Annotated in this window: 14 protein-coding genes and 2 pseudogenes; 7 read left to right on the top strand and 9 right to left on the bottom strand. The window is 41.9% G+C overall.

The features are described from left to right. Positions 1 to 4 precede the first annotated feature (4 nt). Positions 5 to 2,524: pseudogene (locus ACU8V8_RS12565) on the top strand (glycoside hydrolase family 3 protein). Beyond that, positions 2,515 to 3,546 (top strand): glycoside hydrolase family 16 protein, encoded by a 1,032-nt coding sequence (locus ACU8V8_RS12560; RefSeq protein ID WP_446887731.1) that lies wholly within the window; start codon positions 2,515 to 2,517, stop codon positions 3,544 to 3,546. The pseudogene ACU8V8_RS12565 and the gene ACU8V8_RS12560 overlap by 10 nt, the downstream one beginning before the upstream one ends. A 97-nt stretch (positions 3,547 to 3,643) precedes the next feature. On the opposite strand, the gene ACU8V8_RS12555 is transcribed toward ACU8V8_RS12560, so the two are convergent. The 5 genes from ACU8V8_RS12555 to ACU8V8_RS12535 form a co-directional block, all read right to left on the bottom strand. Further along, a complete protein-coding gene (locus tag ACU8V8_RS12555; RefSeq protein ID WP_446887730.1) occupies positions 3,644 to 4,669 on the bottom strand; it encodes a cupin-like domain-containing protein in 1,026 nt (341 codons plus the stop codon). Then, on the bottom strand, positions 4,669 to 5,394 hold the full coding sequence (locus ACU8V8_RS12550) for a SapC family protein (protein WP_446887729.1): 726 nt from the start codon (positions 5,392 to 5,394) through the stop codon (positions 4,669 to 4,671). The genes ACU8V8_RS12555 and ACU8V8_RS12550 overlap by 1 nt, the downstream gene beginning before the upstream one ends. A gap of 15 nt (positions 5,395 to 5,409) precedes the next feature. Beyond that, complete coding sequence (locus tag ACU8V8_RS12545; RefSeq protein ID WP_446887728.1) at positions 5,410 to 6,963, bottom strand: tryptophan halogenase family protein; 1,554 nt, start codon at positions 6,961 to 6,963, stop codon at positions 5,410 to 5,412. Between the two features lie 140 nt (positions 6,964 to 7,103). Then, positions 7,104 to 9,128 carry a TonB-dependent receptor gene (locus ACU8V8_RS12540; protein WP_446887727.1) on the bottom strand — a complete coding sequence of 675 codons (2,025 nt, stop codon included), beginning with the start codon at positions 9,126 to 9,128 and terminating at the stop codon, positions 7,104 to 7,106. Next, positions 9,052 to 9,990, bottom strand: a complete 939-nt coding sequence (locus tag ACU8V8_RS12535) for a TonB-dependent receptor plug domain-containing protein (protein ID WP_446887726.1) — start codon at positions 9,988 to 9,990, stop codon at positions 9,052 to 9,054. Before ACU8V8_RS12535 ends, ACU8V8_RS12540 begins: the two co-directional genes overlap by 77 nt. Positions 9,991 to 10,412: 422 nt before the next feature. Here ACU8V8_RS12535 and ACU8V8_RS12530 point away from each other — a divergent pair, with 422 nt between their 5' ends. Next, entirely contained in the window at positions 10,413 to 11,027 is a 615-nt protein-coding gene (locus ACU8V8_RS12530; protein ID WP_446887725.1) for a fumarylacetoacetate hydrolase family protein, read from the top strand. Here ACU8V8_RS12530 and ACU8V8_RS12525 read toward each other — a convergent pair. From ACU8V8_RS12525 to ACU8V8_RS12515, 3 genes are all read right to left on the bottom strand, one after another. Continuing rightward, positions 10,966 to 11,910 (bottom strand): ABC transporter substrate-binding protein, encoded by a 945-nt coding sequence (locus tag ACU8V8_RS12525; RefSeq protein ID WP_446887724.1) that lies wholly within the window; start codon positions 11,908 to 11,910, stop codon positions 10,966 to 10,968. The two genes, ACU8V8_RS12530 and ACU8V8_RS12525, sit on opposite strands and share 62 nt — an antisense overlap. A gap of 107 nt (positions 11,911 to 12,017) precedes the next feature. After that, entirely contained in the window at positions 12,018 to 13,070 is a 1,053-nt protein-coding gene (locus tag ACU8V8_RS12520; protein WP_446887723.1) for an aldo/keto reductase, read from the bottom strand. 11 nt (positions 13,071 to 13,081) lie between these two features. Then, positions 13,082 to 13,510, bottom strand: coding sequence for an acyl-CoA thioesterase (locus ACU8V8_RS12515; protein ID WP_446887722.1), 429 nt, complete (start codon positions 13,508 to 13,510; stop codon positions 13,082 to 13,084). Positions 13,511 to 13,669: 159 nt separating this feature from the next. Between ACU8V8_RS12515 and ACU8V8_RS12510 the strand changes: the two genes are divergently transcribed. The 4 genes and pseudogenes from ACU8V8_RS12510 to ACU8V8_RS12495 all read left to right on the top strand — a co-directional run bounded on the left by ACU8V8_RS12510 (position 13,670) and on the right by ACU8V8_RS12495 (position 18,402). Then, positions 13,670 to 13,876 (top strand): hypothetical protein, encoded by a 207-nt coding sequence (locus ACU8V8_RS12510; protein ID WP_256828273.1) that lies wholly within the window; start codon positions 13,670 to 13,672, stop codon positions 13,874 to 13,876. Between the two features lie 63 nt (positions 13,877 to 13,939). Further along, a complete protein-coding gene (gene dinB, locus ACU8V8_RS12505) occupies positions 13,940 to 14,992 on the top strand; it encodes a DNA polymerase IV (protein ID WP_446887721.1) in 1,053 nt (350 codons plus the stop codon). A gap of 78 nt (positions 14,993 to 15,070) precedes the next feature. Further along, positions 15,071 to 16,754 (top strand): annotated as a pseudogene (locus ACU8V8_RS12500) (carbon starvation CstA family protein). 124 nt (positions 16,755 to 16,878) lie between these two features. After that, positions 16,879 to 18,402 (top strand): M17 family metallopeptidase, encoded by a 1,524-nt coding sequence (locus tag ACU8V8_RS12495; RefSeq protein WP_446887720.1) that lies wholly within the window; start codon positions 16,879 to 16,881, stop codon positions 18,400 to 18,402. A 65-nt stretch (positions 18,403 to 18,467) separates the two neighbouring features. Here the strand turns inward: ACU8V8_RS12495 and ACU8V8_RS12490 are convergent, their stop codons facing one another. Beyond that, positions 18,468 to 20,105: a methyl-accepting chemotaxis protein gene (locus ACU8V8_RS12490; RefSeq protein ID WP_446887719.1), complete on the bottom strand. Its 1,638-nt coding sequence runs from the start codon at positions 20,103 to 20,105 to the stop codon at positions 18,468 to 18,470. Positions 20,106 to 20,236: the final 131 nt, after the last annotated feature.

The following is a 20,236-nucleotide window of genomic DNA, read 5'->3' as shown; positions in this document are numbered from 1 at the left end:
AAACATGACATTAAAAAAACCATTCACACTTTCGGCGCTGATGATTGCGACAATAGCGATGAACGGCTGTACTGGATCTGATCAGGTGCAAACTAAAGATGCGGTTGAGCAAGAAATTTGGCCAATGATCACCACAGGTATTCAAGATGATGCTGCAATGGAAGCTAAAATAGCAGAGCTGTTATCAAGCATGACACTTGAGCAAAAAATAGCGCAAATGATACAGCCAGAAATACGCGATATTACAGTAGAAGATATGCGTAAATACGGATTTGGCTCTTACCTAAATGGTGGTGGTGCTTTCCCTAATGATAATAAGCATGCAACCGCTGCTGATTGGATAGATCTAGCTGAAAAAATGTACCAAGCATCAATCGATGATTCACTTGATGGTAGCCGTATTCCGACTATGTGGGGCACAGATGCCGTACATGGTCATAATAACGTTATTGGCGCAACCTTATTCCCGCATAATATCGGTCTAGGTGCGACCAATAATCCTGCCTTAATTGAAAAAATTGCAGCTGCTACAGCACAAGAAGTTATGGTGACGGGGATTGATTGGGTATTCGCACCTACCGTTGCTGTTGTGCGTGATGACCGTTGGGGTCGCACTTACGAAGGTTACTCAGAAGACCCTGCAATAGTAAAAGAGTATTCTGCTGCCATAGTAAAAGGCTTACAGGGCGCTGTGGATCAAGACTTCTTATCTGATAAGCGTGTGATCAGCACAGTAAAACACTTCTTAGGTGATGGCGGCACACAAGGTGGTGACGACCAAGGTAATAATATTGATAGTGAAGCTGATTTGTTTAACATTCACGCTCAAGGTTACGTTGGTGGCTTGGGTGCTGGTGCGCAAACTGTGATGGCGTCGTTTAACAGCTGGAATGGCGAGAAAATACATGGCAGTAAGTATCTTCTTACTGACGTGTTAAAAGGCAAAATGGGATTTGATGGCTTTGTTGTTGGTGATTGGAACGGCCACGGACAAATCCCGGGCTGTACAAATGGTAATTGTGCACAAGCTGCAAATGCAGGCCTTGACGTATACATGGTGCCCACTGATGCGTGGAAGCCATTATATGAAAACTTAATAACCCAGGTTAAGAGCGGTGCGATTGCGCAGTCACGCATTGATGATGCGGTAACACGTATTCTACGAGTGAAAATGCGCGCAGGGTTATTTGATAAGCCAAGCCCAGCACAACGCCCATTATCAGGAAAAACAGAGGTAATAGGCAGTGCTGAACATCGCGAAATTGCCAAGCAGGCTGTACGTGAGTCATTAGTATTACTTAAAAATAAAGCACAATTGTTACCTCTTTCACCTAAAGCAAATGTATTGGTCGCTGGTTTAGGTGCCGATAACATTGGTATGCAATCGGGGGGGGTGGAGCATTACATGGCAAGGTACTGGTAACGAAAATAGCGATTTCCCTGGTGGTACGTCGATTTTGGATGGTATTGAATCCACTGTTAAGCAAGCGGGCGGGCAAGTTCAGTATGACTTAAACGGTGAGTTTGATACACGTCCTGACGTTGCAATCGTTGTATTTGGTGAACAACCTTACGCTGAAGGTAATGGGGACTTAGATAACCTTGAGTATCAACGTGGTAATAAAACTGATTTAGCATTATTACGTAAGTTTAAAGATGCCGGTATTCCTGTTGTATCGCTATTTATCAGCGGTCGTCCTATGTGGGTAAACGCAGAGCTCAATGCCAGTGATGCCTTTGTAGCGACTTGGTTACCAGGCAGCGAAGGCGATGCAATAAGTGATGTATTATTTGCTGATGCCGATGGTTCAGTCAACCATGACTTTAAAGGTAAGTTATCATTTTCGTGGCCTAATAACCCAATTGATAACGAAAATAGAGGCGATGCTAACTACGCGCCATTATTACCTTATGGCTTTGGCTTAACGTATGCAGATAAAAACACCCTTGCAGATGATTTAGCTGAGCAAAGCAATGCAACAGAGCAACTCGAAGACTTAGTGTTATTTGAGCGTGCTGTTAAAGCACCTTGGAGCTTAGTATTACAAAGTGGTGAGCAGAAAAAAACATGGCAAGTAGCCGTGAATCTGTTGGTGCAGTTAGTGTTAAAACCTTTGATAAAGATGTGCAAGAAGATGCTCGTGCAATAGCATTTAGCGGTGCAGAGTCTGCAGCAGTGGGTTTGATGGCTGCATTTCCTTCTGATTTACGCTCATACGTTGAAAAATCAGGCCAACTACAAATGCAAGTTAAGGTAGAGCAAAGTGCTGATGCGCCACTTTGGCTTGGTATGCAATGCGGTGAAGGTTGCCAAGGCAAGTTTGATATTGCAGCGCAACTTAAAAGCACCAAACAATGGCAAACGGTGAATGTTGATCTAGCTTGTTTTACCCAGCAAGGGGTTAATTTATCGCAGGTGTTCTCACCTTGGCAGTTAAGTACTTCAGCACAATGGCAGGTTTCTATTGCTCAGCTTAGTATTACCAGTAAGCAAGCTAACGAGAATGTTATTTCATGTCAGTAAAATCGCTATCACTTATCATTTTGGCAGGTGCGCTTAGCGCTTGCCAATCCTCACAGCCGCCAACTCAAGCCAGTATTGGTAGTGGGTGGCAGCTTGTCTGGCAAGATGAATTTAATGCGGCCACTGTCGATTTAAATAAGTGGCAGTACGAAGTTAACTGTCGAGGTGGTGGTAACGATGAGCAGCAGTGCTATACAGCACGCGAGCAAAATAGTTACCTGCAAGACGGTTTATTGCATATTGTCGCGATAAAAGAAGATTACACCGGACCTTTATATAACGCTGATGAAGTAAGTACTGAAGCGCAAGCTAAGCTGCAAGGCACACAGCCATTTACTTCAGCACGTCTGCGCACTAAAGGGCAAGGTGATTGGCGTTATGGACGGTTTGAAATTCGTGCAAAACTGCCTGCTGGGCAGGGAACCTGGCCTGCAATTTGGATGTTACCAACCGATTGGGAATACGGCACGTGGGCGTCATCAGGTGAAATTGATATCATGGAAGCGGTTAACTTAAAAACCCAGACCGATGATAAAGCGGCACCTGCTGGCACACTTGAAAGCCGTGTTCACGGCACGCTACATTATGGTGGCCCAGCGCCTGAAAACGTTTATAGTGGCTTGCCTTACACATTTACTGCGGATCAAAACCCTGCTGATGTATTTCATACTTACGCCATTGAATGGCAAGAGGATGAAATTCGTTGGTATGTCGATGATGTGCATTTTGCCACATTTGAAAGCAAGCAGTGGTATTCAACAACTCAGCAAGATGATGGCACTTTTGTTGAAAATACCGGTTTTGCTCCCTTTGATAAACGCTTTCATCTGTTAATTAACTTTGCAATTGGCGGTAACTGGCCTGCCAATGTAAATGACAAAGGTGTAGATGACAGCGGCTTTGCAAAGCAAATGCTAGTGGATTATGTTCGTGTATTTCAATGCTCTGTTAATCCACAAACAGGTAAAGGCTGCGCTACTTATCAACCAAGCGCAAAGCAAATTTTAGGTAAACGTAAATAACGAACACTAAGCGATAAATTTTGAGTCTTTAGTCAGCAGCTACATCGCCGAACTCGATGCACTTGCTGGCTTTTGACTCAATTCTCACTTATTACTGTTACCGGTTTAATTTTTGTATTAATAATTGGCGAACTTTACGCGCAGTATGTTCATCAATCTCACCTAAAATACCTTTAGCAGCAGGTGCTATTGCTGTATCTAGCTCACTTTCTTCACTAAACACATAATGTGCAAATAGCTGTTGCCAATGATCTCGTTGAGATTGTGGTAAATCTTTGATTGCCAGCATGCTATGTAGCATGGCATCAAACGGGTTGGCTAAGTAATCAGGGGCTTGTCGCCACCAGTAATTAACTAATACATTAAATTGGCTTTGTGCGCTTACATGGTGCCACCAAAGCGCAGGAATGAATATCCCGTCACCAGGTTGCAACTTTGCTATTAGCGCGTTATTCAGGGCGTTTTTAAAACGTGGAAAACGCTTAAAGTCAGGCGCAGCAAAATCAACTAAGCTGACGGCTTGCCCGGCAGGAGTAAACTCTAAAGGGCCAATATATAAGTTATCGACTTGAGCTGGGGGAAATAAAATAAACTCTCGGCTTCCCGCGGCTACACAGGCAAGGTTGTCAGCGTTATCGTAATGTGCAGATATACGGCTATGATTACCTACCCATAAGCTTTTTAAACACTTATGTGTGGTGACTTCGAGTGGGTTTTGCGTAGTAAATTCAGGCGCACAATAATCACAGGCTGTTGAGCCCATATAATGGGAGTCTGGCTGCTGCTGGTTTTTCGATTGTTTTAGCGTGTTTAACAGCTGTACTAAATTGCTAGCATATTGAGTAAAGTTCAAGCCCGTCATATCGGTATTATAAAAGTAACGTCCTTGCTCACTTGATGGTGCTGAAAATGCGCGTACAGGTGAACTACTAGCAATACTCTGTAGGTACGCAAGGGCTTGCTCATCACTGTGCTTAGCGCTTTTTACAAGCGGCCAGTGTGCGCATACACCTTTGATTACGATAGGGGTTGTTTGCTCAGCTAAAAAAGCAGGCAAGTCCTTAATATCATCTATGTGACATTGCCTGACTTGCTGCGTAATTAGGTCTGCTGCACTTTGCATTACTGCTTGGCCCATTTCTTATTGAGTAAAGCTGGAATTTGCTCAAGCGAGGCAATTGCCATGTAAATGGCTTGAAGGTAGCCAGTTTGCTGAAGGGTCTGTAACTGCTCACTACTAAGTGAGTTTAATACTTGTTGGTTGAGTGTATAAAAACCACCTACGGTGACTTTTTCACCCTCTTTTTGTTGATACTCAATTGAAAATGCCTCGATTAAATTAAACGCTAAAAGCTGTTCAAAGAAGGCCGGCAGCGCTTGGTTCTCAATATGCAGTGTATTAAGTACTTGGGCAATGTGATTTAAATAGTCACTGTTACCGCCGTGCTCCAAAAATATAGCTTCACCTTGGTGCTGATTAACGCGCGGGCTGTCTAAGTCCAAGTGCACGACTAATGACTGCTCAGGCACTCCTTGGTTGTATTGGGTTTGCTGGCCAATAAGAAATGGTTGGCGTTGCATACTTAATGGTAAATAATTAAGAGTTAAGTTATTTTTCTCATCAAGTAATAGGTTCTCACCATTTTCAAAACCAAATAATGCTAGGGCCTCAAACTGCCCTGTGTGTGGGTGTTTACGAAATACAATCGGTTGCTGTGCTTGAACTTTAGTGAATTCGTTGGGGAAAATGGTGCAGCAACTTATTGAGTCACCCCATTTAGCGCCGCGCTCAGTGATCACCTTTAAATCTTTGTGGCTAATATTATCAAGTAAAACGTGATTGGCCATAGGGCCTCCTACATGTTAAATCGGCTGTAAGCCAAATTTTTGAATATGATTAAGTAATTGGCGATTTGTGGGTAACTTTGCCAATCCTTGCTTAGCCTCTTGCTGGCTGTTGGTAAAATGTTCTATCACAGCCGCAGGCATTTTCATTGCTGGAAACTGCGGTAAATGTTTCATGCCATATAAAACGTATTGATAGCTCGCTGAGGAAAACACCTCTTGTGCACGGTCAAAATCATTTAACCACGGGCTTTGGTATTGCCACAGTGTTAGGTTGTCAATCAGCGCTCTGGGCGTTGCATTGGGAGCTCGGTGAGCTTGCCAATACTCACTAGTGCGCTTTGATAATACATAATGTAGTTTTAAAAACTCAATGATTCGCTGCCAGCGGTAATGTGTTTGTTGATCAAAGCGCTGTGCAAGCTGTGGCATGGCGTTTTTATGTGTTGGAAAATTCGCTAATAAGTTATTTAAACTCAGCTCTACCATTACAAGTGCAGAGGCTTCAAGTGGTTCTATAAAGCCTGCTGACATACCTATAGCAAGACAGTTTTTATGCCAAAAATGCTCACGGTAACCTGGGGTAAACTTGAGTTCACGTATCGTTAATTCACTGGTATCTAAATCACTTTGCGTGGTTTTTAAATAGCTTTTTAGTTTATCTTTTGCGCCTTGGGTTGATTCAAATTTGCTCGAATAAACCATGCCAACACCACGGCGAGTTTGAAGACCTATATCCCAAATCCAACCGGTATCTTGGGCCGTAGCTTTAGTATAAGAGACTATCTCTTGTTGATCGTCTGTATAAGGCACCTGTACCGCAACGGCACGGTCATTAAACAAAATATGATCTTGAGTGAGCAGTGGTATTTGGTAATGTTTATCGATTAAACGACCGTGATGGCCTGAACAATCAATAAATAAGTCGCCAGTTATTAGCCCATGATCACGAGTTTGCACGGCACTAATGTAATTATCATCATCATTAATCACGTCATCAACATGGCTGATAATATGATTAACATTGAGTTTATCAATGCAATGCTGTTGCAATAGTTGTGCAAATTTCCCTGCATCTAAATGATAGCCGTAATTAGCTACGGTTTGATAATCACTGTGTAAATGGCTCTTCGGTGCTTTGTTATGATCGCATAGGTAAGTTTGGCTTGACACTGCATGGCTAAAGCTAACTGCATCATGTTGAGCAAACCAATATGGCGCAATATTCAGGTTTTGGTAGGCAACAGGTAAACTAAATGGGTGGTAGTAATGCTCGTTAGCTTGGCCCTCGTTTTCATCATGGCTCCAGCCATCAAAACGTGAGCCTTGTTTAAACGAGGCATCACATTGGCGAATAAACTGTGTTTCGCTGATACCAATAGTCTTTAAGGTTTGGCGCATGGTTGGCCAAGTTCCTTCACCAACACCGAGCGTTGGCACGTCAGGAGACTCAATGAGGGTGACTTTAGCGTTATGAGTTAAGTGGGGTTGAGCTGCAATTAAGCCTGCGCTTAACCAACCTGCGCTGCCGCCACCTATAATAACAATGTGATTTACTGTGGAAGTCGCCATGAATAATTACCAAGATTAAGTTATGAATATCGTAGCAAAAAAAAGCCGCATAAAGCGGCTTTTTGACAACAAAATGCTAGAAAGAGTAACGGAAACCGATGTTATATCGAGCGCCATACTGATTAGCACGGAGTAACTGCTCAGAGTAACGAACCGTAAGTACGCTGTGTTTCGTCGGTTAAATTTAAACCTTCAAAAAATACCGTAAATTGCTCATTAACTGCGTAGTTTACATTCACATCCCACTGGCCGTAGGCTTCAGTGAAAATAGGGGCAGAATGTTGGTCAAAACCAGTTAAAAACTCATCACGCCAGTTATAAGAAAGACGCGCTGATAAGCCATCTAAGTCATAAATTGCAGAAAAGTTAGCTGAATCACTTAAGCCTGGTAACGCAAATTGGTAACCAATAGTGTCGCGATCGGCTTCAACATCACCAAATACAAATGTTGCATTAGCTGCAATACCAAAACCTGAATCACCAAACATATGTTGTGAAGCAAGCTCCCAACCCCATAAGTTTGCTGTTTCAACATTGGTATCACGTGATACATAAAAAGTCGCTAACGGGTCTGTAGAGTCACCTAAAATAGGTGTGCCAGACTCGTTACCTAGGTTTGCATTTATTTGGTCGTGGATTGCTTGATCCGTAGGTTGGATACCTGCTTCTGCTAAATCTGCACGAGCTTGCTCAGCACGCTCACCAATAAAAGCATCTGTAATATCGGCCATAGTTTCTTCAGTGGTTACATTCACTAAGAAGTTTTCAACCTGTTTACGGTAATAACCAGCAGATAAGTAGCTACCTTCACCGTAATAGTATTCTAGTGATAAGTCGATATTATCAGCTGTATATGGTTTTAAAGCAGGGTTACCTACAGCCACTTTACGTTGGCCCACTTTAGGGTTACCTAAGAACGATGTGGTTGAGCGAAGTGCGCTAACTGGAGGACGCGCTAAACTTCTGCTGTAAGAGAAACGTGCAAGTACATCTTCAACCACTTCAACGTTCATATCAAAGCTTGGTAAAAATTCTTTAGTTGTGCCTTCACCTGTTGAGAAAGAGCGCTCATCAGCATAAATATACGACCATTCGTTACCATTAACCCATTCCATATTGATAGCTGGACGTTCAAGGCTGCTAGATGACACATCTGTTTGCTCATAACGTAAACCTGTGGTGATGTTTACTGGCATACCATTGAATTCAGTTTCAAAGTTAGCTTGCATATAAAATGCTAAGGTCTTTTCACTTACACGGTGATCATCATCAATTGGACCTGATTGTACTTGACCATTCACATCAGCAGGCCACGTACATGCACCTAAGCCAGCATCTGGATGATCGCAGTCAATACTTTCTGCAATGGCAACGATTTGGTCAAAATCAGCATCGTAATAGTAGTTTAATAACTTGTCGCTACCACCCCCTGAAAATCCATCCAGAAGGCCTGAGCTATCTACACGAGAGAATAAGCTGTCGTCATACCAATCAGCAGATTTAGTCCACCAACCTGCTGCCAATTGCCCTGAATAGGAAGTCGTAGTACGAAAATCAATTTTAGTATGAGATACACCAAAGTTAATACTTGCTAAAGCGCCACTGTCTTCATTAAACCAAGTACCTTTTAACTGAAACTGGTCAAGGTCATTAGTATTTTCGTCTTTATTTACACCGGCAAATAAGCTACCCATATCACTTGGTAAAATTTCAGCTTGGCCGTTTGTTAAAGTCATATCAATCAGTGGGATTTCACCTTGGCTAAAGTCTGCCATTTTTTCATCGATATTAACGGTCGGGTTATCACACCAATCACATGAGGTGTTACCAATGATCATAAATGCATCTTGGCCAATACCAACACCTGCACTTGTTGCTGATGAACTATGAGCATCAAACTCAATGTTTAGGGTATCCGTTACTTGCCAATCAATATTAAAACCAAGAGATTTGTTTTCGTTTTCAGTTTGGCCTTGGTTTAAGTTGGTAGAGTAGTCGCCACCCACTTCAGTTACTTGTGTATAGGTGCCGTTTTCATTGATGGTAGCAGCATTTACGTTACCGCCATTGTTAAACCATAAGCCAAAGCTACGACCGTCTTTTTTCAAACTCAAGCTTCGAATAGGTGTAATCAACCGTTGCGGTAATGTTATCTGTTGGCGCATATTGCAGAACTAATTGGCCGTTTGTACGTTTACGGCTATTGTCTGAAAATGCATACCCTGCGTTTTGCGGATACCAAGTTGAACCATCAGCACGTTGATTGTTATCAGTTAGGGCAAGGTTTGGTGAAGTAGATAAATCGACATCAGGGATCCAGTTATCAACCGCCATTGATTGCTCACGATTGTCGCGCTCTTGTACAGAGCCTGAAATTAAGATACCAAATTTATCATCATTAAATGTGTTGCTATAAATACCTGAAAGCTCAGGCGTTACATCACTGCCGGTTTCGTTTGAAGTATCCATTACGGCTTTAGCACCGATTGATGCGTGCATCCCCGGATTTGAAAGAGGCTTAGCTGTTGTGATGTTAACTGTTGCGCCAATACCGCCACTAGATGCATCTGCGCGAGCCGTTTTATAAACTTCGACACCGCTTACACTTTCTGTTGCGATATCACCAAAATCAAACGAACGGCCACCAGTTGTAGGCATTTGACGATCATTGAGTGTGACTAAGTTAAACTCAGGACCAAAGCCACGTACAGTAATTTTACTCCCTTCGCCGTTACTACGGTCGATTGATACACCAGTGATCCGTTGCAGCGACTCAGCAAGGTTAGTATCAGGGAATTTACCAATGTCTTCAGATGTAATTGCGTCAACAACACCTGCCGATTGGCGTTTTATGTCCATAGACTTAACTAGACTACCGCGAATGCCTGAAACTTGAATAACTTCCATATCATTTGCAGTTGCGGGCTCTTCTTCGGCGACAGCGTTATGAGATGCCAATGCACTTAAACCCATAGCCATTGATAGGCTAACGGCAAGCTGATTTTTCTTAAAAAATGTGTGGTTCATGCAAATCTCCAGATTTGTTTTATCTTTTATGATCGTTGTCTTGTAAGCGCTTACATGAATGTTAAAAAAAATCGCCGAACCCGACTTTTGTTAATGTAAGCGCTTACAATAAGTTAGTAGAAAGTAAAACTCACGTCAATTAAAATAAGTTTTTAAATTAGGTATTAAAGGTTATCTATCTGTATTTATGAGAGTTATTTATCTGCATAATTTAATTAAATGCTTTGTATTGTAGTAAATACGTGGCAAAAAAATCGATTTAAAGGCAGAGTCATGTTGTTAACTTCTTCTTATGTAAGTTAATAGTAGCAGTGGTTTGAACATTCAAATCCAAAAATAGAAGATAAAATCTAGCCGGTACTTAAGCACATTTGCTATGCTGGAACTTCAATTGAACCATATGTTTTATAGGGTAATGAATCATGCCAGATGAGCAAACTAAAACAAATACACCTCCTTCAAAAATTGTTTGTGTTGGGCGTAATTATGTTGCACATATTGAAGAGTTAGGTAACCAAGTTGCGCAGCAAATGGTGGTGTTTTTAAAGCCCAGTAGCGCCATTAGTGAGGTGCTTTTAAGTCAGCACTGCGCAGAAAAACTGCATTTTGAGACCGAAATATGTTTTAAAGTGCAGGGGGGGCAACTAGCTGAAGTTGCTGTCGGTTTAGATTTAACAAAACGTGATTTACAAGCGCAACTGAAAAGTAACGGCCTCCCTTGGGAGCGTGCAAAAGCATTTGATGGTGCAGCATTATTTAGTGAATTTGTTGCTATAAAGCAAACTGATATCGCAAAACTACAGGTTTCTTTGCAACTAAATAATAAGTTACAACAGCAAGGTAATGTTGATTTTATGCTTTATAAACCTGATGTGATTTTAGCGCAGATAAGTGAATTTATGACCTTAAATGATGGCGATATTATCATGACAGGTACACCCGCAGGAGTTGGCCAAATACATGCTGGGGATACGTTTAACGCCCAGCTCCACTTGGCTGATCAGCTTCTTGTACAACAGAGCTGGGTTGCGCAATAGGCTGTAATATTAGCTGCTGATAATATTCATCAAAGTCTGTAAATGTGTTTTTAAGCCATTTGCGTTGACTCTCTTGGTATTTTTCTGAAGGTAGGATGCTTTGTTTGAGCTTTTCATTAATAATCTTCAGGGCTTTTTCTGCAAAGTTATTAGGTGCTGTAGCAGAGCAGCCAACAGCACCGAGTACAAATGTGTTTTTAGGTGCTTCAATTGGCAGGGCTACAACATTATTTTGCTTAGTAAAACGGTTGTAATAATCAGCCACAAAAGGGTAGTCAATAGAATAGTCGATATAGCCATGGTTTAATCTAGAGATCACAGCATAACTTTCATTTTCACTTCCCCAGCTTAGAGATGCTTTTTCTTTTGCTCGAGTATTTTTGGCAATGGTATTTATCTCATTTGTAAACTGGCGAGCAGCCGTTTGACCAAAAAATAAATTACTATCCGTAAGTAAGTTAATTAACCTAACTGGGAGGCCGTGTTGTTGACTAATAGTCTTAGCGTTGGCTTCTGTTGTAATAATACTAAACGGAGAATAAACAGTTGTTGGAATTGAATATATTGCTCTAAGTGTACTTTTTTCTCTGTAGATCATGCATGGGTGACATGCTGCGTGACCTTCAGTTAGATATTTTGTGATGCGTTGGTTAGGTAATTGTAAGCGAGTGTGCTTAATCTGTGGTAATTCTTTTATTAATTGCTCGGTTAAATAATCGCATAGTCCTCCATTTGGAGATTGCTCGTGCTTAGCTAAGTGAAAAGGAGCCGTGTCACTATATAGCCAGGTAATTTCATCAACATTCTGTGCTGAGCATGCAAAAGAAGCTAAAGAGATAGTAGAGCTGAGTATTATTTTAATAATATTCGGAAACTTAATCATTCGTCTATCGAAATATCCCTGAGAAGACATAGTTAAAGTATAGAGAACTTTCGTATATTTTCTTGTAAAAATAATGCCCTTCTACGAGGGCATTTATTAAGTTAGGTTTAAAAAGGCACTGGAAACTGCTGATACACCTGAGCTATATCATTCAGTGCTTGCTCGCTTAATTGAATATTAAACGCGTCTATATTTTCTTTTAATTGCGCCATATTGGTGGCGCCAATAATTGTTGATGAAACACCATCCACTTGATTACACCATGCTAAAGCGAGTTGCGCTGGCGTGATCCTCAATTGGTTGGCTATTTCCATATATTGGCTAATAGCTTGCATTGATGCGGGTGTATTACGAAATAAGCCATTACGTTGAGTTAAAGTCCAGCGGCTGCCTTCAGGGCGAGCACCGTTTTGGTATTTACCACTTAACATACCCCCAGCAAGAGGTGACCAAGGCAGGTATGCAATCTCCTCATGAATACATTGTTCTATAAGGTATGGCCAGTCTTTACCATGAATAAGGCTAAATTCGTTTTGAATCGACACCATGCGCGGTAAATTATGTTCTTCACTTAATCGTAAGAATTGGCTAATGCCCCAAGGTGTATCGTCAGATAAGCCACAGTGTTTGATTTTTCCGGCTTTAACACAATCGTTTAAGCCCTCAAGAATATCGAGCATGCTGGCGGTATGTTGCTCTGTATCTGCGTCACTAAAACGCACCGTTCCAGGGAAATGCTTACCAAAATGGGGAGTGGTGCGATTGGGCCAATGTAATTGGTATAAATCGATAACATCAGTTTGTAAACGCTTTAGTGAGCTCTCGACTGCATCAATGACTGCTTGGCGAGTTATATCCTCACCGTTTCTTACCCAAGGAAGGCCGTTGCCAGCAATTTTAGTGGCTAGGACGATGTCATCACGCTGATGTTTATTTCGTGATAGCCAATCACCAATAATAGCTTCTGTTTTGCCGTAGGTATCAGCTGTAGGCGGTACTGCGTACATTTCAGCAGTATCAATAAAGTTAACACCGTTTGCTAAGGCATAGGCAATTTGTTCGTCGGCATCAGCTTGCGTATTTTGCAAGCCCCAAGTCATGCTTCCTAAACAGATGCGAGAAACCTCGACACCACTTTTGCCTAACGGGCTATATAACATGGTTATTCCTTTTAATCTTTTGCATAGGTTTTGAGAGCAGCTAAAAGCGGTTCGTTTAAATTCGCTTTTTTACCTGTTTTGAAATTAAACATCACAACTTGTGATGAACCTATCGTTGTTAATGCATTTTGTTGCTGACTAAAAACATTGTAGTGCATCATAAAGCGGTCAGCTTGAATATCACTAATGGTGACCCCTACCAATACAGTGTCAGGAAAGGTGACAGGGCGTTTATAACGAGCGTTGTTTTCACTGATCACCGGACCGATGCCTGTTGTTTGTAAATCTTCGAGTAAATTTATTTGATTAAAAAAGTCAATGCGAGCTGTTTCAAAGTAACGAAAGTACACCACGTTATTTACGTGTTGCAGGGCGTCCATCTCACCCCAAGCGACGTTTATTTTTGTGTGAATAGGGTGTTGTTCTATAAACGATTGCATAATAAAGCTCGGTTAATATAAAGAGTGCTCAGGTTAGCAATATGCAGCTATGAGCTCAAGAAAATTAGAATAATTACAAAATCATGCTATATTTTTAGGTTCCAGTTTACGTAAATGACAGCTTTGGTTTGGTATTTTAATGATTTAAAGGAGCAAATTATGAATCCGGTTGCAGCAAAAATCACCAAATGGCTAGCCCTACTCGCACTGATATGCTTAGCGATTACTTGCTACGCAATGGGAAATGCCTCGGGAGCAATAGCGTTAGTTATTCTTGGTTTTGTTTTTGAAGGGGCATTTTGGCTATTTGGTCACAAATTAGTTAGCCGTAAAAAATCAGAGCGCTCACAATCACAAACATCCTAGCTTGCTAATCACTCAAACATAATTAATAATAGCTGTTCATATATACAGTTGTTTGGTTTGGGAATGAAAAAGTTTATTCATATCGACATGGATTGCTTTTATGCAGCAGTAGAGATGCGTGATAATCCTGCCCTTGCGAATGTGCCGCTCGCGATTGGTGGCAATAGCCGTAGAGGGGTGTTATCTACCGCTAATTATATTGCTAGACAATACGGTGTGCGCTCTGCAATGTCTAACTACCATGCTAAACAACTGTGTCCAGATTTAGTCATTGTACCTGGGCGGATGCAGGTTTATAAAGATATTTCCCAGCAAATTCGCACTATTTTTAAACGTTATACCGATTTGATAGAACCCCTTTCTTTAGATGAAGCCTACCTTGATGTAACCGATAGTACTATTTGCAAAGGCAGTGCTACATTAATGGCTGAGCAGATCAGAGCTGATATTTATAATGCTACCGGACTAACTGCGTCAGCAGGCGTTGCACCGATCAAATTTATTGCCAAAATTGCCAGTGATGAAAACAAACCCAATGGCCAATTCGTGGTGCTACCTGAGCAGGTCGATGACTTTTTGGCGCAATTGCCGCTAGGGAAAATTCCAGGTGTCGGAAAAGTCACCCTCGAAAAGCTTAATTTGAAAGGCTTATACACCGGGGCCGATGTGTGCACTAAAGGCGTTAATTGGATGCAGCAGCATGTAGGTAATTTTGGTGTGTCGCTTTATCAAAAATGTGCTGGTCTGCATATTGGTCAAGTATCAACAGAGCGAGTACGCAAGTCTCTCAGTGTTGAACATACTTATGAGTATAATAAAACCAGCTTACAAGCATGCTTAGAGCAACTTCCTTTGTTACTCGAAGAGTTAACCCGCCGATTAAAAAAACAACGGTTAGAGCATTGTATTAATAAGCTCAGTGTGAAAGTTAAATTTGCTAATTTTGTGGTGACATCTGCAGATCAGTCCTATCATCAAATTGACACAGCAATTTTTACTGAGCTGTTGAGCAAAGCTTATCAGCGTGGCAACCAACAACCTGTCAGGCTTTTAGGTATAGGCATTGGTGTAAAAAATGAGCCACACCAGCATCTTCAGTTAAGTATATTAGACTAAATATTTAGAGTGATATTTAAACAAATCTTGCTAGTGTAGAAATTAAACCACACACAATTAACTATAAGAGAGAATACTATGCAATCAGTTGTAATTGTACTGCTGGGTATGGTGGGGATGCTTTTTTGGCTGGTTTGTTTATTCTAAATTTATCGCTGAAAAGATTTTCAAAATGGATGACAGCTTTGTCACACCAGCTCATGAACTTGAAGATGGTGTAGACTTTGTTCCCACTAATAAAGTAGTGCTTTGGGGGCATCACTTTACTTCTGTAGCTGGTGCCGCCCCCATTGTTGGCCCGGCAATCGCTGTTTATTGGGGGTGGGTGCCCGCAGTATTATGGGTTGTATTTGGTACTATTTTCTTTGCCGGCGTGCATGATATGGGGGCTTTATGGGCCAGCGCTCGTAACAAAGGTAAATCAATGGGCGCATTGTCTGAAACAGTGATAGGCAAACGTACCCGAGCTTTGTTTATGATCGTTGTTTTCCTCGTATTGTTAATGGTTAATGCTGTATTTGGAGTGGTCATTGCAAAGTCGTTTATTAACAGCCCTAATGCGGTCTTTCCGGCTTGGGCTGCTATTGTTGTTGCTTTGGTGATTGGGCAGTTACTACGTAAAAAAGTGTCGCTTATTCCGCTGTGTTTTATTGGTGTTGGGATTTTATACTACACCATTTATTTAGGTAGCAGTATGCCAATTAGTTTACCCGATGAGCTATTTGGTTTAAGTGCAAATGCTAACTGGATCATTATTTTATTTGTATATGCAGCGATAGCTTCATTGTTGCCTGTTTGGATGCTATTGCAACCCCGTGACTTTATTAACGGCATGCAATTGTTGGTAGGGTTAGTGCTGTTATATGGTGCCGTGTTTGTCTCTATGCCCGACATCACAGCTCCGGCATTTAATACCCAAACTGCCATCGATACACCGAGTATTATTCCATTATTATTTGTGACTATCGCCTGCGGCGCGGTGTCTGGTTTTCATGGTATTGTTTCCTCGGGGACTAGCTCAAAACAGCTTAATAAAGAAACCGATGGTCGATTTGTTGGCTACTTAGGAGCTGTAGGTGAAGGCATGCTTGCACTTATCACTTTAGTTGCCGTCAGTGGTGTAGCATTAGCTATGTCCCCAGAAGAATGGCATGAAATATATAGCCATCTAGGAGCTGGCAGTGTCGCTGCCTTTGTAAGTGGTGGGGCTAACTTAATTGAAAGCGGTTGGGGCATTTCAAATGAAATAGCTTCTACTTTGCTTGCTGTAATGGTGGTGTTATTTGCTGGAACCACCATGGATTCAGGCGTGCGTCTGCAGCGTTATATCATCCAAGAGTGGGGTGATATTTATAACATTAAGGTCATCAAAAATGGCATTGTTGCCACCCTAATTGCAGTGCTAAGTTGCTTATTGTTAGCCTTTGGAGCGGGCGGAGCAAGTGGCAGTGGAGGCATGATTATTTGGCCACTGTTTGGCTCAACGAATCAGATTCTTGCCAGTTTAACCTTACTTGTTATCTCAGTGATGCTGATAAAGGCCAATCGCCCCGCTAAGTACACTTTGATCCCTATGAGCTTTGTGTTGGTTATGGCATTTTTTGCTGGCGTGATTAAGTTAGGTGAGTATTACCAACAAGGGAATTGGTTGCTTGTCATTTTAGATGTCGTGGTACTCGTTATTAGTGTCTTGGTGATGCTTGAAGCTTGGTCAGTAATTGCTAAGCATAAACGTGAAAATAGTACGACAGAGGCGCAATAGTGCGCAATTTAAACTGTAATGCCAAGTTGCCAGCGAGGTTTTAGCTAATCTCACTTTGCTGGCAATAGGTAGTCAAATAAATGATAATAAGGTCCTGAGCTTTTTGACAACAGGACCTTTTTTTATGGCATATCCACAAGCCGTTGCGGCTCCGCAACTAGATAACGCAAAACATGATGCGCTTATTATTATTGCTGATGACTTTTCTGAGTTAGACGACCCTAATTTGAGTAAGGCGATTAAAGCTCAAATGGCTGTTGATGCCCGTATCGGTAAGCAGGTGACATTACTTGTAGTCGACTCTAAACGCGTAATTTTAGCACCTACTGGTCCTTTAAATCGTGATTATGATGATGTACGTCGTTATTTTGATGCTGCCAAGTTGGCGATCAATGAGGCAAAAGCAGCGGGTAGTACACAACCTGCAATTTACTTACCGCAAGCTAGCCAAGATAGTCGCTATCAATACGCTTTAGAAGTGGCTTATTTAGGTGCTTGCCAAGCACTGTGGCAGCCGCTTGAGGCGCGTGAGTTTCATGGTCAAGGCATTGAGCCAATTACTCAAATTAGCTTAATAGGGGCCAACGAGCAAACAGTAAAGGCTGTAGATGCAATGGCCGCAGGTCAGTATGCAGCCCGTGATTTATGCGGCACTGAACCTGAACGCATGGCGCCGCCGCGCTTTGCAGATTACTGCGTTGAGTTATTTAAAGACTCTCGTGTAAATGTTGAAGTGATTGCGGATATTGCAACCATAGATAAAGAGTACCCAATGATGAGCACTGTGGCGCGCGCGTCGTATGCAGTTGAGCGTCATCATCCTCGTGTTGTTAAACTAGAATACGTGCCTGAAGGTGAAGTAAAGCGTACTTTAATGTTTGTTGGTAAAGGCTTGGTGTACGACACCGGCGGCGCTGATTTAAAAGTTGGTGGCTTTATGGCGGGCATGAGCCGTGATAAAGGCGGTGCAGCATCGGTTGCAGGCTTTATGAAATCAGTGGCAGACTTTCAACCCAAAGGCGTTAAAGTTATTGCTTATTTAGCGGTGGTTCGTAACTCAATTGGGTCTGATTGCTTTGTTCCTGATGAAATTATCACCAGTCGTGAAGGCGTGCGTGTTCGCATCGGTAATACTGACGCTGAAGGTCGTCTAGCGATGGGTGATTTACTCAGTGAAATGAAAGACCTTGCTAAAAACGAGGTGAATCCTGAGCTTTTCACTGTGGCAACTTTAACCGGTCACGCAGCGAGAGCTATGGGTCCATACAGTGCTTATGTTGAAAATGGCCCAGCACGTGCGGCAAATGTATCACGTAAACTGGCTGATTGTGGCGATCTATGGGCAGATGGTGCAGAAGTATCGCGTAGTCGTCGTGAAGACTATGACTTTATTAAACCGCGTACATTGGCCGATGATGTGCTTTCAAGTAATAACGCAGCATCAGCTGTTACAGCTCGTGGTCATCAGTTCCCAATGGCATTTTTAGCCGTTGTTGGTGGTCTTGATAAGCATGGCTCTGAATCCGCACAACCTTTACCGTATGTACATATGGATATTGCCGGCAGTGGCGTTGAAGGCGGCGATTGGCAACATGGTAAGCCAACAGCAGCAGGTTTAAGTAGTCTATTTGCTCGTTACTGCTTGTAGCCTAAATGCTAAATAAAAAGCCCTGTTAATTAAATTGACGGGGTTTTTTATGATTTGAGGCGTGATTAATCTAATTTAAAACGATTCACTACGTCGGTTGGTTCTTGGCTGCTGTGTTTTAAGTTATCGCTCGCATTAGCAAGTTGTGCAGTATTTGACAGTGATTGTTCTGTTGATTGCGATAATTCATTAATACGTAAATTTACCTCATCTGCCGCGCTAGACTGTTGTTCTGTGGCACGGGCTATTTGGCCGTTCATATCGGTAATAATAGTTACTAATCGTTCTATTTCAGTTAATGAGCTATTTGCAGCACCTGCTTGTTCAACAGTACTACTAGAAAGTTGCTGACTTGCAGTAACGGCATCAACAGCCGCTTGTGCGCCTTTTTGTAGTTTTGCGATCATCGTTTGAATTTCATCAGTACTTTTACCGGTACGACTTGCAAGGGTGCGAACTTCATCCGCGACAACTGCAAAGCCTCGACCTTGCTCACCCGCTCGTGCAGCTTCAATTGCCGCATTTAAAGCAAGTAGGTTTGTTTGCTCTGCAATTCCGCGGATCACATCAAGTACTGATCCTATGTTGTTACTTTCTTGGGCCAGATCAGCCGTTACTTGGCTTACGGTTTCAATATTTTTAGAGAGTGTTTCAATTGCCTTAATTGTTTGGGCCACAATATTTTTACCCTCAGATGCGTTGCTAGCCGCGTCTACAGCTGCATGCTCAGCGGCCTCAGCGTTACGGCTGACGTCATGTATCTGATGAGTCATTTGCTCCATGGCTGCGGCAACTTGGGTTGAACTATCGTTTTGCAGCTCAATAAACGAATGATTGGTTTTGCTAGCATCATCAACATTATGAGCATACTGGTTTACGTCATGCGCGTTTTGTGCAACGTGCTTAAGTGATTCACGCATTTTTTGGGTATATAAATTAAAATAGCGAGAAAGTCGGGATACTTCATCATTACCATCTTCATCTAAGGCTTGGGTTAAGTCGCCTTCGCCTTGCGAAATGTCTTTCATCATGTTGGCAGCAAGTTGGGTGGGTAATAAAATGCTGCGAGCAATTAAATAACTTAGACCAATTAATATTGCAATGATAATTGCTGAGTTGAGAACAACCAAATTACGAAGGTGAGCAAATGCTTCATCTATGGTGTCTATGTAAACACCTGAACCTATAATCCACTGCCATTGTGAAAATCCTTTTACATAAGCTATTTTATCGACAGGTTCATCTTTACCAGGCTTTGGCCATTTATAAGGGATCATGCCCTCACCTTGCCTTTTGACGATGTTAACCATATCGACAAACAGTAAAGTGCCGTCAGGATCTTTATTATTACTTAACGATTTACCATTGAGTTCAGGCTTAAAAGGGTGCATCACCATTGCAGGTTGGAAATCGTTTATCCAAAAATAGTTATTGTTGTCGTACCGCAGTGCAGCAATAGTGCTAAGTGCTTGTTGCTTCGCTTGCTGCTCGGTTAACTCACCATTTTGCTGTAATTCATAAAAGTGGGTAATAATGCTATGGGCTGATTCAACTAGGTTTTTAGTTTTTGCATGTTGCTCATCTTTTAGCGAACTATATTGCTGAGTGAGTGAAGTGATGCTTAAAAAGAGTAAGCCTATTACAACAACACAAACTAGTAGGGCTAAGCGCTGAAAGATTGTGAAGCGACGAAGGTACGACATCAGGTATTCCTCAATCTGTGTTGACGTTCTGAATATCTATTAAGCGTAGTAAAAAAGGATAATATATTCTAGGAACTTGGTAACATAAATAATGAAAATTAATGATGCGGCAAACTCTTTAAACTAGCCAA

It is taken from the genome of Pseudoalteromonas sp. SaAl2, assembly GCF_052947895.1.
The sequence above is the reverse complement of the archived record's forward strand: the minus strand, read 5'-3'. Positions and strand labels throughout refer to the sequence as shown.

Excerpts from the sequence above, each read along its gene's own strand:
- ACU8V8_RS12560 (WP_446887731.1), top strand. The coding sequence starts at position 2,515 with ATGTCAGTAAAATCGCTATCACTTATCATTTTGGCAGGTGCGCTTAGC.
- ACU8V8_RS12555 (WP_446887730.1), bottom strand. The coding sequence starts at position 4,669 with ATGCAAAGTGCAGCAGACCTAATTACGCAGCAAGTCAGGCAATGTCAC.
- ACU8V8_RS12550 (WP_446887729.1), bottom strand. The coding sequence starts at position 5,394 with ATGGCCAATCACGTTTTACTTGATAATATTAGCCACAAAGATTTAAAG.
- ACU8V8_RS12545 (WP_446887728.1), bottom strand. The coding sequence starts at position 6,963 with ATGGCGACTTCCACAGTAAATCACATTGTTATTATAGGTGGCGGCAGC.
- ACU8V8_RS12540 (WP_446887727.1), bottom strand. The coding sequence starts at position 9,128 with ATGCGCCAACAGATAACATTACCGCAACGGTTGATTACACCTATTCGA.
- ACU8V8_RS12535 (WP_446887726.1), bottom strand. The coding sequence starts at position 9,990 with ATGAACCACACATTTTTTAAGAAAAATCAGCTTGCCGTTAGCCTATCA.
- ACU8V8_RS12530 (WP_446887725.1), top strand. The coding sequence starts at position 10,413 with ATGCCAGATGAGCAAACTAAAACAAATACACCTCCTTCAAAAATTGTT.
- ACU8V8_RS12525 (WP_446887724.1), bottom strand. The coding sequence starts at position 11,910 with ATGATTAAGTTTCCGAATATTATTAAAATAATACTCAGCTCTACTATC.
- ACU8V8_RS12520 (WP_446887723.1), bottom strand. The coding sequence starts at position 13,070 with ATGTTATATAGCCCGTTAGGCAAAAGTGGTGTCGAGGTTTCTCGCATC.
- ACU8V8_RS12515 (WP_446887722.1), bottom strand. The coding sequence starts at position 13,510 with ATGCAATCGTTTATAGAACAACACCCTATTCACACAAAAATAAACGTC.
- ACU8V8_RS12510 (WP_256828273.1), top strand. The coding sequence starts at position 13,670 with ATGAATCCGGTTGCAGCAAAAATCACCAAATGGCTAGCCCTACTCGCA.
- dinB (WP_446887721.1), top strand. The coding sequence starts at position 13,940 with ATGAAAAAGTTTATTCATATCGACATGGATTGCTTTTATGCAGCAGTA.
- ACU8V8_RS12495 (WP_446887720.1), top strand. The coding sequence starts at position 16,879 with ATGGCATATCCACAAGCCGTTGCGGCTCCGCAACTAGATAACGCAAAA.
- ACU8V8_RS12490 (WP_446887719.1), bottom strand. The coding sequence starts at position 20,105 with ATGTCGTACCTTCGTCGCTTCACAATCTTTCAGCGCTTAGCCCTACTA.